12 protein-coding genes and 1 tRNA gene are annotated in these 14,605 nt (G+C 50.5%); 7 read left to right on the forward strand and 6 right to left on the reverse strand.

Annotation, left to right across the window (positions count from 1 at the left end; genetic code table 11):
• Positions 1-22 precede the first annotated feature (22 nt).
• The 3 genes from IPM28_11810 (at position 23) to IPM28_11820 (ending at position 2,742) form a co-directional block, all read left to right on the forward strand.
• Positions 23-108 (forward strand) — tRNA-Ser (locus tag IPM28_11810).
• A gap of 154 nt (positions 109-262) precedes the next feature.
• Positions 263-880, forward strand: coding sequence for a TetR/AcrR family transcriptional regulator (locus IPM28_11815; protein ID MBK9173665.1), 618 nt, complete (start codon positions 263-265; stop codon positions 878-880).
• Positions 877-2,742, forward strand: a complete 1,866-nt coding sequence (locus IPM28_11820; GenBank protein ID MBK9173666.1) for a long-chain fatty acid--CoA ligase — start codon at positions 877-879, stop codon at positions 2,740-2,742. Before IPM28_11815 ends, IPM28_11820 begins: the two co-directional genes overlap by 4 nt.
• A 51-nt stretch (positions 2,743-2,793) precedes the next feature.
• On the opposite strand, the gene IPM28_11825 is transcribed toward IPM28_11820, so the two are convergent.
• On the reverse strand, positions 2,794-3,717 hold the full coding sequence (locus IPM28_11825; GenBank protein MBK9173667.1) for an SLBB domain-containing protein: 924 nt from the start codon (positions 3,715-3,717) through the stop codon (positions 2,794-2,796).
• Positions 3,718-3,954: 237 nt separating this feature from the next.
• Here IPM28_11825 and IPM28_11830 point away from each other — a divergent pair, with 237 nt between their 5' ends.
• The 4 genes from IPM28_11830 to IPM28_11845 all read left to right on the forward strand — a co-directional run bounded on the left by IPM28_11830 (position 3,955) and on the right by IPM28_11845 (position 9,287).
• The gene (locus IPM28_11830; GenBank protein ID MBK9173668.1) at positions 3,955-5,922 is read left to right on the forward strand and encodes a polysaccharide biosynthesis protein; all 1,968 of its coding nucleotides are present in this window, start codon (positions 3,955-3,957) and stop codon (positions 5,920-5,922) included.
• Positions 5,923-5,946: 24 nt separating this feature from the next.
• A complete protein-coding gene (gene galE / locus IPM28_11835) occupies positions 5,947-6,948 on the forward strand; it encodes a UDP-glucose 4-epimerase GalE (protein MBK9173669.1) in 1,002 nt (333 codons plus the stop codon).
• 27 nt (positions 6,949-6,975) lie between these two features.
• Complete coding sequence (locus tag IPM28_11840; GenBank protein ID MBK9173670.1) at positions 6,976-8,178, forward strand: aminotransferase class I/II-fold pyridoxal phosphate-dependent enzyme; 1,203 nt, start codon at positions 6,976-6,978, stop codon at positions 8,176-8,178.
• A 110-nt stretch (positions 8,179-8,288) separates the two neighbouring features.
• Positions 8,289-9,287 (forward strand): PDZ domain-containing protein, encoded by a 999-nt coding sequence (locus IPM28_11845; protein MBK9173671.1) that lies wholly within the window; start codon positions 8,289-8,291, stop codon positions 9,285-9,287.
• Between the two features lie 43 nt (positions 9,288-9,330).
• On the opposite strand, the gene IPM28_11850 is transcribed toward IPM28_11845, so the two are convergent.
• The 5 genes from IPM28_11850 to IPM28_11870 are packed head-to-tail and all read right to left on the reverse strand — an operon-like array spanning position 9,331 to position 14,564.
• Positions 9,331-9,933 (reverse strand): hypothetical protein, encoded by a 603-nt coding sequence (locus IPM28_11850; protein ID MBK9173672.1) that lies wholly within the window; start codon positions 9,931-9,933, stop codon positions 9,331-9,333.
• Between the two features lie 5 nt (positions 9,934-9,938).
• Positions 9,939-11,006: a hypothetical protein gene (locus tag IPM28_11855; GenBank protein MBK9173673.1), complete on the reverse strand. Its 1,068-nt coding sequence runs from the start codon at positions 11,004-11,006 to the stop codon at positions 9,939-9,941.
• Positions 10,990-11,442 carry a hypothetical protein gene (locus tag IPM28_11860; GenBank protein MBK9173674.1) on the reverse strand — a complete coding sequence of 151 codons (453 nt, stop codon included), beginning with the start codon at positions 11,440-11,442 and terminating at the stop codon, positions 10,990-10,992. Before IPM28_11860 ends, IPM28_11855 begins: the two co-directional genes overlap by 17 nt.
• Positions 11,439-12,983 carry an NAD(P)-binding protein gene (locus IPM28_11865; protein ID MBK9173675.1) on the reverse strand — a complete coding sequence of 515 codons (1,545 nt, stop codon included), beginning with the start codon at positions 12,981-12,983 and terminating at the stop codon, positions 11,439-11,441. The genes IPM28_11860 and IPM28_11865 overlap by 4 nt, the downstream gene beginning before the upstream one ends.
• Positions 12,984-13,040: 57 nt before the next feature.
• Complete coding sequence (locus IPM28_11870; GenBank protein MBK9173676.1) at positions 13,041-14,564, reverse strand: polyamine aminopropyltransferase; 1,524 nt, start codon at positions 14,562-14,564, stop codon at positions 13,041-13,043.
• Between the last annotated feature and the right edge of the window lie 41 nt (positions 14,565-14,605).

A 14,605-nucleotide genomic window follows, 5' to 3' on the forward strand; every position in this document is an offset into this window, starting at 1 on the left:
AAAATGGGCGTTTGATCCAAGTGGAGAGGTAGCCTAATTGGTAAGGCAGTAGTCTTGAAAACTACCGCGCGTAAGCGCTTGCAGGTTCGAGTCCTGTCCTCTCCGCCATCTCTATCCTCTCGGCCGCCCGGACCGTCTCAATTTTCCCAAATATTGATTGATTTAAGGAAAGAATTGGTGTAGTTTTGCTGTACGAAATGAATGAAGATTCATTCATAAATTCCACCTGGCCGTTGTCAGGACGCAAAATGTCGCAGGAAATATGTCGCGAATCTCAAAATCAGCAACCGAGGCGCGGCCAATGATCGCCGATAAACGACAGGCGATCTTACGAGCTGCGATAGAAGTGTTTGCGAGGAAGGGGTATTTCAATTCAAAGGTGGCAGACATCGCCGGAGTTGCCGGGATTGCCGACGGCACCGTCTATTTGTATTTCAAAAGCAAGGACGAGATTCTGCATTCGATCTTTGACCGAGCAATGGCAGAGTTTATAGACGAGGGAAAGAGCCAATTATCGATGCTGTCGTCACCAGAAGAGAAATTGCGCAAGATCGCCGAGCTTCACCTCGGGCGACTGAGCGATGACCGTGACCTTGCGATCGTATTTCAAGTCGAATTGCGCGGTTCGACAAAGTTCATGCAGGAGTTTTCAGCCGCCGGTTTCGCCGAGTATCTGGACATCATTCGCGAAACGATCGAAGACGGCCAAAAGAGCGGGTTATTCAGAAAAGATCTCAAGCCGATCGTTTGTGCCAAGATCCTTTACGGAGCGCTCGATGAAATGGTGACCAATTGGATCTTGTCTAACCGAACCTATTCACTTGCACCGATGGCGGACGAGGTCATGAAGATCTTTTTTGGGGGTATGCTGCGAAGATGAGCTCCTCATCTCTGATCACTTTTGCTTCCCCAAGAGTCAAGATCGGTCGCGGGATTCCGCTTTTTGTGGACGAGCCGAATACACTTGCTGAACTTTTCGTTCAGGCTGCAAAGAAACACGAGCGCATCGATGCACTTCGATACAAACGTAATGGCGAATGGCATTCCATCTCATCAAGTGATGTTTTGCGAAGAGCGGGAAATATCGCGCTTGGCCTTGATTCGATCGGGATCAACAAAAATGACCGTGTCGCGATCCTTGCTCCGAACTCGCCGGAGTGGACGTTGACCGATGCCGGATGTCAGTTTGCAGGAATTATCGATGTTCCGATATACACGACACTCGGGCCGTCTTCGGTCGCCTATATATTGAACGATTCGGGTGCTCGTATTCTGTTCCTTGATAACACGGCGACCTATGATCGGATCTCGGACGCGCTTAAGAACTGTCCGGCGATCGAGAAAGTGGTCTTTTTCGAATCAGACACGAACAGATCACACGGTTCAATCGATCTCAACACGCTTGAGAGTATGGGTGAGGACGCCCGGTCAGGGAACCCGGAAAGACTCGGAGCTCTTCAGCAAGCGGTTCAACCGGACGATGTCGCAACACTTATTTACACAAGCGGAACGACCGGCGAGCCAAAGGGAGTGATGTTGACGCAGACAAATATCATCTCCAATGTGATCGATGCTGGCGAAAAGTACAGCTTTTCGGAGGACGACGTGTCGCTTTCCGTCCTGCCTTTATCGCACATCTTTGAAAGGTCTGCGATGTATCTTTACATTTTCAATGGTATGTCGGTGAACTATGCCGAGTCGGTCGAAAAGGTCCCTGACAATCTGAAAGAGGTCCGTCCGACGATCTTTGTTGGCGTGCCGCGGATATTTGAGAAGGTTTACGAAAAGGCAAAACTCAAAGCGGCGCAGACGGGCGGACTAAAAGAAAAGGTCTTTGATTGGGCGATCGAGATCGCTAAAGAGACGGCAATGTTAGAGGAAACAGGTGAATCTCCTTCGACGCCTCTCTTACTAAAGCACTCTATTGCCGACGCACTTGTTTATTCGAAATTGCGCGATTTCTTCGGCGGTAATTTGCGCGCGTGCATCACCGGTGGCGCCGCTCTTTCCGACAGCATTTATCTTATTTTCACCGGTGCCGGTATCTCGATAATGCAGGGATACGGACTGACCGAAACATCGCCGGTGATCTCATCGAATAATCCAACAGACATTAGAATCGGCACCGTTGGCAAACCCATTCGTAATGTGCAGGTTCGGGTAGCTGAAGACGGAGAGATCGAAGTAACAGGTCCCGGGGTCATGCTTGGATATTACAAGAAAGAAAAAGAAACGAGTGAAGCCTTCACCGAGGACGGTTGGTTTCGGACAGGCGATATCGGTGACATCGACAAAGACGGGTTTCTGAAGATCACGGATCGAAAGAAGGAGCTTTTCAAAACCTCGGGAGGAAAGTACATAGCTCCGTCGCCGATCGAGCAAATGCTGAAATCGTCCAGATTCATAAGTCAGGCCGTGCTCGTCGGCAATGATCGTAGATTTGCGGCAGCCTTGATTGTCCCGAATTTTGAAATGCTCGCGTCCTATGCATCGATCAAAGGACTCGAGATAAATGACCCTGCCGAATTCTGCAGACACCCACGTATTCTCGATCTGTTCGAGCGACAGATCGCAACCGCGACCGACGGCCTGTCTCGATTTGAGACCGTTAAGAGATTTGCACTTCTCGAGAATGAACTGACTGTTGAGGGCGGCGAGTTGACCCCGACTCTTAAAGTGAAACGCCGGGTGGTGGAAGAGAAATACAAGATCGTGATCGATCGGCTTTTCAAAGATCCGTGACCCGGCGTAATGACGCAGCCGGCGTCGCGAACCTGTCACGGCAAGCTTTTATCAAAGTGGCCGGATCGGGATCCTATTAGGTACACCGGTCACGAAATCCAACAAGTAGTCGGTGAATTTTTTTGCGGCCTTGTCGACCTCGACGATATCGAACGGCTTAAGCATAATATCGTTCTGTTCCCCTTTCTTGATCAGATCGTAATTTGCGACTATGACCTCGGGATCGGCAGCACCGACCTTTCGGCGGTAGATCTTGATATTCTTGGTTTTGGCCTCGCGTGTTATACCGCTTGCCATTGCAACGGCCTGCATCAACGGCAGCCCACCCTCAGGAATGTTGAATTCGCCGGGGCGAACGACCTCACCTGTAACGTACACCGGTGCGGCCTTTTGAACGATGATTATGTCACCGGCAAATATCTCGGGGTTGGCTTCTTCTCGTCCTTGCCGCAGGCTTGCCAAACTATACAGTCGTGACGGAACATCCGGACCGGAACCTCCCCAGTTCTTTTCATTTGCCGGATCTCCGCATATAGGTGGCCGAGTACGAAAGACCTGTATCATCCCGCCACTCTTCTCAGTTTCGCCCCCGGCGAACGAGATCAATTCGAGCAAGTATGCGCGACGTGTTAAGACGACTTGCTGCTGCTGCCGTACCTCACCGTAGATGCTTACAGGCGGGCGACTATTACGCTGAGTTACACGAATGCTTGTCTGAGGGTTTTTCAAATATCTGGCGAGCAGTTTCGTGATTTCGATACGAAGTTCTCGTTCGCTTTTACATTTTGCGTCGACCGGCTTATCGAAGAAAGGGACTTCGATCCGACCGTCCTCATCTACAGTGGCAACAAAATCGAACTGTGGCTCACCAAGTATCTTACCCGTGATTTCGTCTCCGGGCCCGATGAGGTATCCTCGAGGGGTCTCATCAACGCTTTGCGGGCTCTGGCCCTGCAAGCTAATTGTCAGAACCATTGCCAAACTGAAATACGATATTGCTCTTCGAAACACGGACATACCTTTTGAAAACGGCCGATCATCTACATTAACTGATAATGTGTTTTGATTCAACATTTTATGGTTGGCGTTGCCAAGTATCGATGAGCGAACAAATTGTCAGCGAACGCAATTAAAAGAGGTCATTTGGGGTTGCGCAGAGTAGGATGTAGTTTCAAACTAGTAAAATCGATTGTATAGTTCGTTTATTTTGAATTGAGAGATCGAAAGAACATAACAGACAGGCTTTGGTTTCTTAGGCGGCCGCTTCAGTTTTTGACTGATGTCGCTGTTTTATCGTCGGCGTTCCTATTGGCCTATTTGCCCGCGATCAATATTCAACTCGGTGACTATTACTTCGATACGGCTCTGAGTCAGCTTCCGCTCGTCGTCTTGGTACAATTCTCTTCGTTGTTTTTGTCAGGTGCGTATTCGATACTTTGGCGATATGTGAGTATTGAAGACCTCAAAGTGTTTCTGAGGGCGGCATTGATATCCGGAGCGATATTGATCGGTTTCAGATTTGTTCTCATTTTCTCCGATTTCAATTTGTGGCAGGTGCCGGTCTCCGTGATCATAATCGACACGGTCCTTGGGTTTGGTGGACTACTGGGTTTGCGGGTGATGCGTCGCTTTGTGCATGAGTTTAGCGATAAGCGTTTGTTCTTCGGACCCACACGGCGAACCAAAAGAAGGCCGGCGCTCGTTGTTGGTGCCGGGCGTCTGGGTGCCGCGCTGGCTAAAGAGGTTGTTGGCAGGGCGGACTCTAATCTGGAGATCCGCGGATTCGTAGACGATGATTCACGAAAGCAGCGTGGTAGCGTCGGCGGGATCAAGGTACTTGGAACAACGAACGACCTCGCGCGGCTCGTTGATGAACTTGACGTGAAAGAGGTCGTGATCGCGATCGACCAGGCGCAAGGTAAGGAGATCCGACGAATCCTGGAGATTTGCGGTGAGATCCCGGTAAAGGCTCAGATCGTCCCTAGTCTGAATGAAATAGCTCAGGGAAGCGTTTCGATCAATCGCGTGCGCGACGTTGAGATCGACGATCTGTTGGGGCGGGAACCGGTCAAGCTCGATGATGAGAATCTTCATGCGTTCCTCGGTGGCAGGACGATCATGGTCACAGGAGCAGGCGGCTCTATCGGATCGGAGTTGGTCAGACAGATAACCCGATTCAATCCGCAAAGATTGCTTCTGGTCGAGCGAGCAGAATATATGCTCTTCCAGATCGAGCGTGAATTAAAGCGTCGTTTTCCAGGAACCGAAGGTATCGCTCTTCTGGCAGACGTAAGCGATGAGCCGCGAATGCGCGAGATATTTGAGCAGTACGAACCGGCAGTAGTTTTTCACGCCGCGGCTCACAAGCATGTGCCGTTGATGGAAGCGAATTCTGTTGAGGCGATCAAGAACAATATTCTTGCTACATCCATGATCGCAAATCTTGCGGGTGAGATGGGCTCAAGCCATTTCGTGCTGATCTCTACCGACAAAGCCGTGAACCCGACATCCATCATGGGTGCATCAAAGCGGGTTGCAGAGATCGTTGTTCAGGGCCTGAATCAGAAGTTTAAGACCTGTTACACTTCGGTTCGGTTTGGAAACGTGCTTGGTTCGGCTGGCTCCGTTGTCCCGATCTTTCGCGAACAGATCCAACTGGGTGAGGCTATCACCGTAACCGATCGTGAGATGACACGTTATTTTATGACGATCCCCGAAGCATCTCAGCTCGTTTTACAGGCCGGAGCGATAGGCGAAGGTGGGGAGATCTTTGTTTTGGACATGGGTGAGCCCGTGAAGATATTGGATCTTGCCGAGGACATGATCAGACTGTCAGGACTAACGCCTTATGAAGATGTTGATATTGTCTTCACGGGCATTAGACAGGGCGAAAAACTTTTCGAAGAGCTTGAGATCACTGGAGAAGATCTGGTTAAGACCAAACACCCTAAGATATTCATAGGAAAGATCGCATCGTACACTGCAGACGAGATCGAGGGTCTACTGGACAACTTTCGGAAAGCGGTGTTAGAAAGCAATGACGAGATGATAAGGCGGGTTTTTAATAATGTCCTGCCGGAAGCTCAGATCGAGATGACCGAAGATACCCCCGCCGACAGCCATACCGAAACGAAAGGTGCGTTTTCGCATTCGTCCGGATTTGGCATTGCTGGGAAATAGTCGACAAACCACCTCAGACCAATTATGGCAATTCTTGTGACCGGCGGAGCAGGCTACATTGGCAGCGTCACCGTTGAAGCACTCCGGCAGCGTGGAGAGAAAGTAGTGGTGCTCGATAATCTAGTTTGCGGGCACCGCGAGGCCATTGAGGATGAAGTTCCTTTTTATGAGGGCGATATCGGAGACAGTCTGTTGGTAGATAAGATTGTTGCGACACATAAGATTACGGCATGCATGCATTTTTCAGCATATGCTTCCGTAGGTGAATCGGTGACCGATCCTCGAAAGTACTTTCGTAACAATGTCGTAGCGACCATCGATTTGCTTGATACCCTGCTAAGCCGCGGAGTGAAGAAGTTCGTGTTTTCTTCAACATGCGCAATCTATGGTGAACCAATTCATATGCCGATCGATGAGAGTCACCCGCAAAATCCGTCGAACCCGTACGGATGGACAAAGCTAATGATCGAAAAGGTAATGGAATCGTACGACGCTGCCTTTGGCCTGCGGTACGTCTCGCTTAGATATTTCAACGCATGCGGTTCAACTGAAAAACACGGTGAGGACCACGATCCTGAAACGCATTTGATTCCACTCGTTCTTTTTGCTGCGTTGGGTAAAATTCCGAGCGTTTCGGTTTTTGGCAGCGATTATCCGACCCCGGATGGTACGGCGATCCGCGATTATATTCATGTAAGCGATCTTGCTGACGCACATGTGCTCGCTGTCGAACACCTGCGAGATGATTGCATCTCTAATGCATTCAACCTCGGCAACGGGAATGGCTACTCGGTCAAAGAGGTCATTGAGACCTCGCGCCTTATCACTGGCCGTGAGATAAAGGCGTTAGCGGCTCCGCGAAGAGCAGGCGATCCGTCGCGGCTTGTTGCGGATGCAGCGAAGGCTCGTGAGATCCTTGGTTGGAATCCAAAGATCACCGAACTCAAAGACATAGTTCAGAGCTCTTGGGAATGGTACCAAAGGAATCCGAGTGGATATGCTGATGCAAGTAGAAATTCTATTTGAGTCAATTTACGCCGCGATCGAGTTGTTATGAACCAAACGAAAATCTCAAAAAATCGAATTTCAAGCAAGGCCTCTTCGTTTACCGAGTCAGTGATCCGCGAGATGAGCCGCGAGGCCGTGAAGCACGGTGCGGTCAATCTCGGCCAGGGCTTTCCTGATTGGGCTGCACCGGAAGATATAAAGCGAAAGGCGATGGAGGCGATCGATGCTGATCATAACCAGTACGCAATAACCTGGGGTGTGAAGAGTTTTCGGGACGCGATCGCAGAGAAGACGAGATGGTTCCTGGGGCTGGAGATCGACCCTGAGACTGAAATAACCGTCACGTGCGGCTCGACCGAAGGGATGATCGCAGCCATGATGGCAACGGTCGACGCCGGGGAAGAGGTTGTGGTCTTCGAACCCTTTTACGAGAATTATGCTCCCGATGCTATCTTATCCGACGCAACACCGCGACATGTCGCGCTTCACAGAACATCTGACGGATTTGCGTTTGATCGTGACGAACTGCGTGCAGCCTTCAATGTAAAGACAAAGGCAATTATCCTCTGTAATCCGAATAATCCGACCGGGAAGGTTTTCACACGTGAAGAGATGGAGTACATCGCTGATCTCTGTAAGGAATTCGACGCTTTATGCTTCACCGACGAGATCTACGAACACATCATTTTTGACCCGATTGGCGGAACGCGGCCCGAGCACATATGCATGGCAAACATCGAGGGGATGAGGGATCGAACTGTCGTCGTAAACTCGCTTTCTAAGACCTACTCCGTTACTGGTTGGAGGGTCGGCTATTGCATCGCACCGCCGGATATTACTTCTGCGATCAGAAAGGTTCACGACTTTTTGACCGTTGGCGCGGCAAATCCGCTGCAGCATGCAGGTACGTACGCTCTAGGGTTGGCGCCAAGCTATTACGAGGATGTTCGCTCAGAGTACCAGCGAAAGCGTGATTTCATCGTGCCGGTCCTGTTGGATGCGGGTTTTAAATGTACTTACCCAGAAGGTGCGTATTATGTAATGACCGATATCTCGAACTTTGATTTTGCCAACGATATCGAGTTTACCAAGCATTTGATCCGAGAGATCGGCGTTGCAGTTGTGCCGGGTTCGTCGTTCTATCACGAATCCGAACTTGGCTCGCAAATGGTCAGGTTTTGTTTCTGTAAACGTGATGAAACGCTTGAGGCCGCAGCCGAGAATCTGCAAAAGCTAACCCGTGGTTGACGAAGCCGCTCGAGGCAACCCTGATCACCTCTTTACGCAACCAAATTATTTCCCACAACGTAAACATTTGGAAGTCATCAGATCCTAGCTCTGAATATTGGAGGTATTTTATGATTCGGAAAATTCTTGTTTTCGCAATAGGTTTATCAACTGCAGCAATCGCTACGAGCGCTCAAACCCCTGAGCCGAAACGCGACGCCGAGCGTGCGGCCCGCGTGATGTCGTGGCAGATCGATGGGCCGGGTGGGTACATGGGCGTCCAAACAATTGATGTAAATGCCGAGAATTTTGCCGCATTTGGGCTCTCGGCTGTCCGAGGTGTTTCCGTCGATAAGGTCGTTGAGGGCTCACCGGCTGAAAAGGCCGGAATCAGAGCCGGCGATGTGATCTTGCGCTTCAACGGCGAAGACGTAACCAGCGCCAGAAAGCTCACGCGGCTTGTCGGTGAGGTTGCCCCGGATCATCAGGCTAACCTGACCATCTTCAGGAACGGTTCCGAACGAGAGATTACACTAACGATGGGCAAGCGTCCGATGCCGGTCTTTGGCAACGGGGCATTTGCGATCGGAACACCGGGTGCACCGGGCAATTTCGAGTTCCGTTTTCCCGATTTCCCGAACCTGCCTGGTGAATTGCCTAACGTTCAAGGAATTCCACTTCCCAAAGGCGATGGCGGAGATGTTTTTGTGTTTCGAGGGATGGGCTCACGGCAGATCGGTGTAGGCGTCGTTGGTTTGACCAGGCAGTTAAGTGAATACTTCAACGTAAAGGGCGGTGTTTTGGTGAATAACGTACGCCCCGATTCACCAGCGTTCAAAGCAGGCTTGAAGGCCGGCGACATCATTGTTGAGGTTGACAGAAAAGAGATCTCGAACGATATCGAACTGATCCGTGCTATATCCGAAAAGAAGGATGGAGACGTTGAAGTGACATATGTCCGCGGTGGCAATCGGCAAACGGTCAAAATTACTCCGGAAGAGGTAAAAGGCGGATTCGATCGCATGTGGACCGTTCCTGAAGCTCCGAACTCTCCGGACCGAATGAGACTCGCAAGGCCAGGAAATCCGATTCCGCTGAATCAACTCATGGTTCCCGGTCGGATCCTTTGATTCGGTCGGCACCCATACAAAAAAGGCGGCTTGTCCGCCTTTTTTAGTTCTTTTGCCTACGGACGCTCTCTTTGTACAATTCGTTGGCTTCGCTGCTGTGGTCACGAGCCTTTTCCATCAATTCACGATAACGCTCACTTCGCTGCTCAAAGTCTGTCTTTACGGTTTCGCGGCTCTGGGCGTTTTTCGGATCATAATTATCCCGCAGTGACCTTGCCGCCTGTCGATACTGTTCGAAAGCTTCAAGCTGCTTTTTTATCGCTTCCTCCTTGAGCCGTAAGTATTCCGCGAAATCACTGTTGATCTGCATATCCTGGGCTTCACGGATCTTATCAAGAGCGCTATTACCATCATTTGTACCTTCGTTGATAAGTTGAACCACATCCGCTGAGATCCTCTTAACTTCAACCTCGTTGTTGGCTTCAAGCGCCGCCTTCAATTCCTGGCGCTTTCCCTCATTCGCTTTGTAGAGTACTCGGATCTTATGTAGGTCTTGGTTAGCCGCTTCGATAAGTTTGGCTGCTTCGGCCGTCTCGTCTACCGGCCCAAGCAACCCACCGCCCGAGCTTTTGCACGACGCAGCGAACGTCATCGCGAGGATCGCAAACCAAAGAGCCGTTGTTCTAGTTCCGTGAAACAACCCCATCTAAGCTAATTTACCACAGGCTCGGCTATCGCGACGCCGCCATTTCCTCGTCTCCTCCAGATAAATCCATCAAGGATATAGTGAGTAAGCTGTGGAACGGCCAACAAAGGCACAAACCACATCTTCCACTCGTTCAAATTCCAATTTTCGCCGAAGAGCCATGTCCGTTCGTGCCAAACACCCCGACTCCAAAAAAGCTCTTCGATGTACGCTAAAGCCCAAAGCGTAGCTAGAAACACGATCCAATTACTGGTCAACCCTCGATATAGCGAACCCGACGATGCACGCCTCATCTGTGCATAGACGTAGATCAAAGCGAAATAGGGAACACCGTGGATTATCACGTTGGTAACCGTGAACGCGTAGTCTGAATTAAAGACCACGATGCCAACATACCAGCATATCGCCGTGGTCGCTACGACGATATCTTTGCCAATATTCAAGAAACCGCGATTCAAATATAAGAATATAGATCTAGCGAAGTACAAGGTGAGCGCAAAAACATAGATCGGAAAGAGAATGTCCTCGACAATTACGGGAAGCTGGACAAAGTCGTTCTCAACGAACCAATTAAAATTGCGCGGAAGAGACGTCATCCAAAACGCCAATGGGTAAACGGTCGCCAGATAAACGGCTGACGCGTCGATCCACCATGTCCATTTCTCGGTTTCCCCAAGCTTTCGGCGGTATAACGCAACCCAGCCATATTGCTGCCGGACGAAATGAAACACCGCAATGACGGCAAGTGCCCTCCAGAACGTAAGCTCTCCCTCCGAATACAGTGCCACGCCAACCGCATAACCAAGTATCGGTACCAGCGTGTAAAGCCAAAAACGACGCTTGTATTCCCCAATGTCAAAATAGACCCGAAAGCTTGTCGACCAAACATGAGCAACGTCTATAAGCAAGATCGCGGTGACCCAGGTCCAATCGGGCGAAGCTTCGTCCAAAACACCCAAGCGCCATCCAACCGCCAGAAGCAGCAAAGACACGACGGCACTTCCGAGAAAGACCGACAGATCAATATTTCTCGAAAACAGCCAGATATTTTCTCGCTCAATAGTCGGCTTCATCGGTATACCTGTTGATCGCCGCAAAGAGATCTAGAACTCTAGGCGAACTGCGGTCCAAGAAACTAGCCCTGAAACTATCTTCCATGCCTCGCTCAATGACCATTCCCGCCAGAAAGTCGATGATCGCGGGTCTTCTCTTAGCGTCGATTCCCTCAAGGATGAATTCGAAATCATTCTGGTTATCGAGGCCCCACGAAAGAAAAAGTACGGCTGCTTCTTGTCCCGGTGCACCGTCCACCGTTAATAGCCACGTGCGCAGTTCTTCCGGTCGTCCCGTTAAATCATACTTTTTCAATTTTAATTTGGTTCCTTCCTGACACCATTGAATGCTCCACTTTTTCTCCAAAACAAAGTACTCAGCCTGAACAAATACAGCTGTTGCGCAGAGAAGCATTAACGCACAGAACAGCGATATTCCTATCTTTATAGATTTCATTCCGGAATGGCGTCTGCCGCCCGCAGGCCGTGATAAAACGCTTCTTCGAATAATGCGATGCCGCTTAGATCAGTGTGCGCAAAATGGATATTTCGATACGGTTTTAAGGCCTTTTTGCGTTCACTACCCCAGATAAAGCCGGGCCTCGGGCTGATCATGGCATGTCCCCAGCGCATTATATCAATACGTTCGCAAAGGTCGTATATTTCCGGGTGGGCTCGGGCAACGTCGGTGAGGCAAACGTCCGCAAGTTCACGCCATTCGTAGTTCAATAGTTTTGTCCGGCCATCTTCCTCATGACACATCGGATAATAATACGTCCAAACGGCCCGGCCGTGATCAATTCCCTTTTGGTGGGTCGCGTTAACATATCCGAGGGACGGGCTCTCGTAAAGAACGTTGTCCCAGGCTAGTGGAAAATCGCGAGCGAATCGGGGCCTCGGTCGGTCGTTCAGTTGGAGATTTGCAACGAACCAGGAATTACTTTGGAACGCGGCCGCGTCAAAAGGACGTTCCTCGGCAAATCCTCGAATAACATACGGTGATGAGAATATCGGCGAGGCAAAAATGACGCTCTCGCAATGAAACCCGCGAAGCTCGCCGTCAGCGAGGCAGATCACATCAGCACCTTTATCTTTCGGAAGTATAGAGACTACGGCATGCGAAGGACGCGAGTTTTCCGCTGATTTCTCGGCCAAATGACGCACAAATCGCCCGTTACCCTCCGGAAACGTGATGAACGGCTGTGACTCATTTCCGCCTGCACGGACCCGCGAACAAAAATAAAAAAGGCCTGCCCAAGCGGACGTCTGTTCAAGCTTTAGTCCATAATCGTCACGGCAGGCATAATCGCAATACCAAAACAAACGTTCAGAACTGAAGCCCTTTTGTATCAGCCATTCGCTGAAGTTCAGCTTATCGAGGGCGGTAACCTCGGAATCGTCAGAACATTTGGCAGAAGGAACAACAAATGCGCGCCGCCCGGTACCATCGCGCCAGTTGACCCAATAGTCGATTTGCTTTTCAAATTCTCGAAGATCACGTTTATCATGCTCGCTCTCGCCTACATGAAGATATAGGCCTTCGTACCATCGGCCTTTATAGAACACCCGCTCTTCCGGTTCACGACACAAAAACTGCTCTTTGACGACAAGATCACCCGAGCTGTTGCGGCCGTCTGACAATTCCATTTCATCCAGCAATTCGATCAATTCGCCGTTCTCGCGAAACGGTACGGGCAGATAATGAGCACCCCACGGATAACCGACCGGTTCTCCGGTTCCAGAACGCGACGTCCCACCAAGATCTCTCTCGAGCTCTAAGAGTACAAAGTCCGTAATGTTCCGCTTTCTCAGTTTCCACGCTGCTGCGAGACCTGCGACGCCGGCACCGACGATCGCGACCCGACAATTTTGCCAACTGCCCTCTGGAACTTCGAAGGAACGGCCTTCGCGCAGAATGTGACCAAGCTGCCAATTTGCTCCAACGAACTCGCCGCTTGGAAAGCGCGTTGGCCTTACCGAATCGCGACATGCTGCCATTGCAAGCGGAGCGCCTAGAAAGGTTGCTAGCAATTCGCGCCGCGAGATTCTCACGTTTTATTCGAACCTCCGCCATTCAGACTCGTAATAACGGACCAACGCCTGATTATCAAGACGGTTGATCTCAACCTCACCGTCGGGCATCGTCATATCGAGCGGAAATTCGAACATTGATGAGAATGAGGTCTCGTTGAGAAACTTCAGCTCGATCCCGTCCGGTGGCTTCTTAGGTGTTTCAAAAGGATGGCGTTTCGCCAGTGCATACCCCCAAACTCCGAAACTCGGGACGGTAGTCTGGAATGGCCGTACCGTAAAGCCGGCTGCCTCAAGCGTCTTGATGATCGACCAAAACGAGCGGCGTGCATAAAGCGGAGACGTGCACTGAATGACCACCGCAGCCTCAGGCTGAAGCCTCGCCTGAAGGAGATTGTAGAACCGTGTCGAGTAGAGCTTGCCGAGAGCGAAGTTGTTCGGGTCCGGAAAATCGACGATCGCGATATCAAACTGCGCACTGTCAGTACCATCGGCCCAAACGAATGCATCGGCATTTATCACGCTGACCCGGGGATCATCCATTGAACCGCCGTTGAGTTCGCCAAGGGCCGGAAGTTCTTTAGAGAGCCCCGTCATAAGAGGATCAAGATCGACCAATGTCACGCTCTCGACTGACGGATATTTCAATATTTCTCGAACCGCCAGCCCGTCACCGCCGCCGAGGACCAGAATACGTCGCGGTGATCCGCTAAACGCCGCAAATGCAGGATGCACCAATGCCTCATGATATCGATACTCATCGAACGAGTTGTATTGAAGGTTTCCGTTCAAAAAGAGCGAATGGCCAAGTTTTCCGCGAGTGACGACGATCCTCTGGTACGGCGAGCTTTTCGCATAAATGATCTGATCCGGAAAAAGGGCATCCTCGGCAAGCGTCGTAAGTGTATCAGCCTTTATGAACGCGATGATCAGAACGACCAGGACCACACCGCCCTTTACGCGAAGCATCGTCAATTTTCTCGTAGCGATCAGGGGTTCAAGCAGCCATGTACCCCAGACACCGACGAGCGCGTTTAGCATTCCGAACAAAAGTGAGGTCCTGTTCAGGCCCAGCTTTGGGACAAGAAAGATGGGGAACATCAGAGACGCAACCAGGGCACCAATATAATCAAGAGCTAGCACCCTTGAAACCAGGTCCTTAAAGTCCAATTCGTCTTTCAGGATCCGCATCAATAGCGGGATCTCGAGTCCGACAAGACCGCCGATGATAAAGACCATCGAATATAGGATCAGCCCAAAATAAGAGACGTTGGCGAAGGAAAGAAACAGTAGCGGGGCCGAAAGTCCGCCGATGATCGCAACCGCAAGCTCGATGTCGACGAATTTTTCAGCAAGATTTTTGTCGAGGAACCCAGAAAGCCAGGAGCCAACACCCATCGCGAAAAGATAGATGCCGATTATTAGCGAAAACTGGGTTACCGAATCGCCGAGAACGTAACTGGAAACGGTCGCTGCGAGGAGTTCGTAGATCAAGCCGCAAGTGGCAATGATCACGACGTTGAGGAATAAAAGTGGAACGCGCTTCATATCAACGGAGAATGGAAAAAACTGAATGGAAAAGGAAATCA

Source organism: Chloracidobacterium sp., from assembly GCA_016716305.1.
Taxonomy (GTDB): Bacteria; Acidobacteriota; Blastocatellia; order Pyrinomonadales; family Pyrinomonadaceae; genus OLB17.

Bases quoted from the DNA above. Each gene is read 5' to 3' on its own strand.
- IPM28_11870 (MBK9173676.1), bottom strand. From the start codon at position 14,564: ATGAAGCGCGTTCCACTTTTATTCCTCAACGTCGTGATCATTGCCACT.
- IPM28_11820 (MBK9173666.1), top strand. From the start codon at position 877: ATGAGCTCCTCATCTCTGATCACTTTTGCTTCCCCAAGAGTCAAGATC.
- IPM28_11845 (MBK9173671.1), top strand. From the start codon at position 8,289: ATGATTCGGAAAATTCTTGTTTTCGCAATAGGTTTATCAACTGCAGCA.
- IPM28_11865 (MBK9173675.1), bottom strand. From the start codon at position 12,983: ATGGCAGCATGTCGCGATTCGGTAAGGCCAACGCGCTTTCCAAGCGGC.
- IPM28_11850 (MBK9173672.1), bottom strand. From the start codon at position 9,933: ATGGGGTTGTTTCACGGAACTAGAACAACGGCTCTTTGGTTTGCGATC.
- galE (MBK9173669.1), top strand. From the start codon at position 5,947: ATGGCAATTCTTGTGACCGGCGGAGCAGGCTACATTGGCAGCGTCACC.
- IPM28_11815 (MBK9173665.1), top strand. From the start codon at position 263: ATGTCGCGAATCTCAAAATCAGCAACCGAGGCGCGGCCAATGATCGCC.
- IPM28_11860 (MBK9173674.1), bottom strand. From the start codon at position 11,442: ATGAAATCTATAAAGATAGGAATATCGCTGTTCTGTGCGTTAATGCTT.
- IPM28_11855 (MBK9173673.1), bottom strand. From the start codon at position 11,006: ATGAAGCCGACTATTGAGCGAGAAAATATCTGGCTGTTTTCGAGAAAT.
- IPM28_11825 (MBK9173667.1), bottom strand. From the start codon at position 3,717: ATGGTTCTGACAATTAGCTTGCAGGGCCAGAGCCCGCAAAGCGTTGAT.
- IPM28_11840 (MBK9173670.1), top strand. From the start codon at position 6,976: ATGAACCAAACGAAAATCTCAAAAAATCGAATTTCAAGCAAGGCCTCT.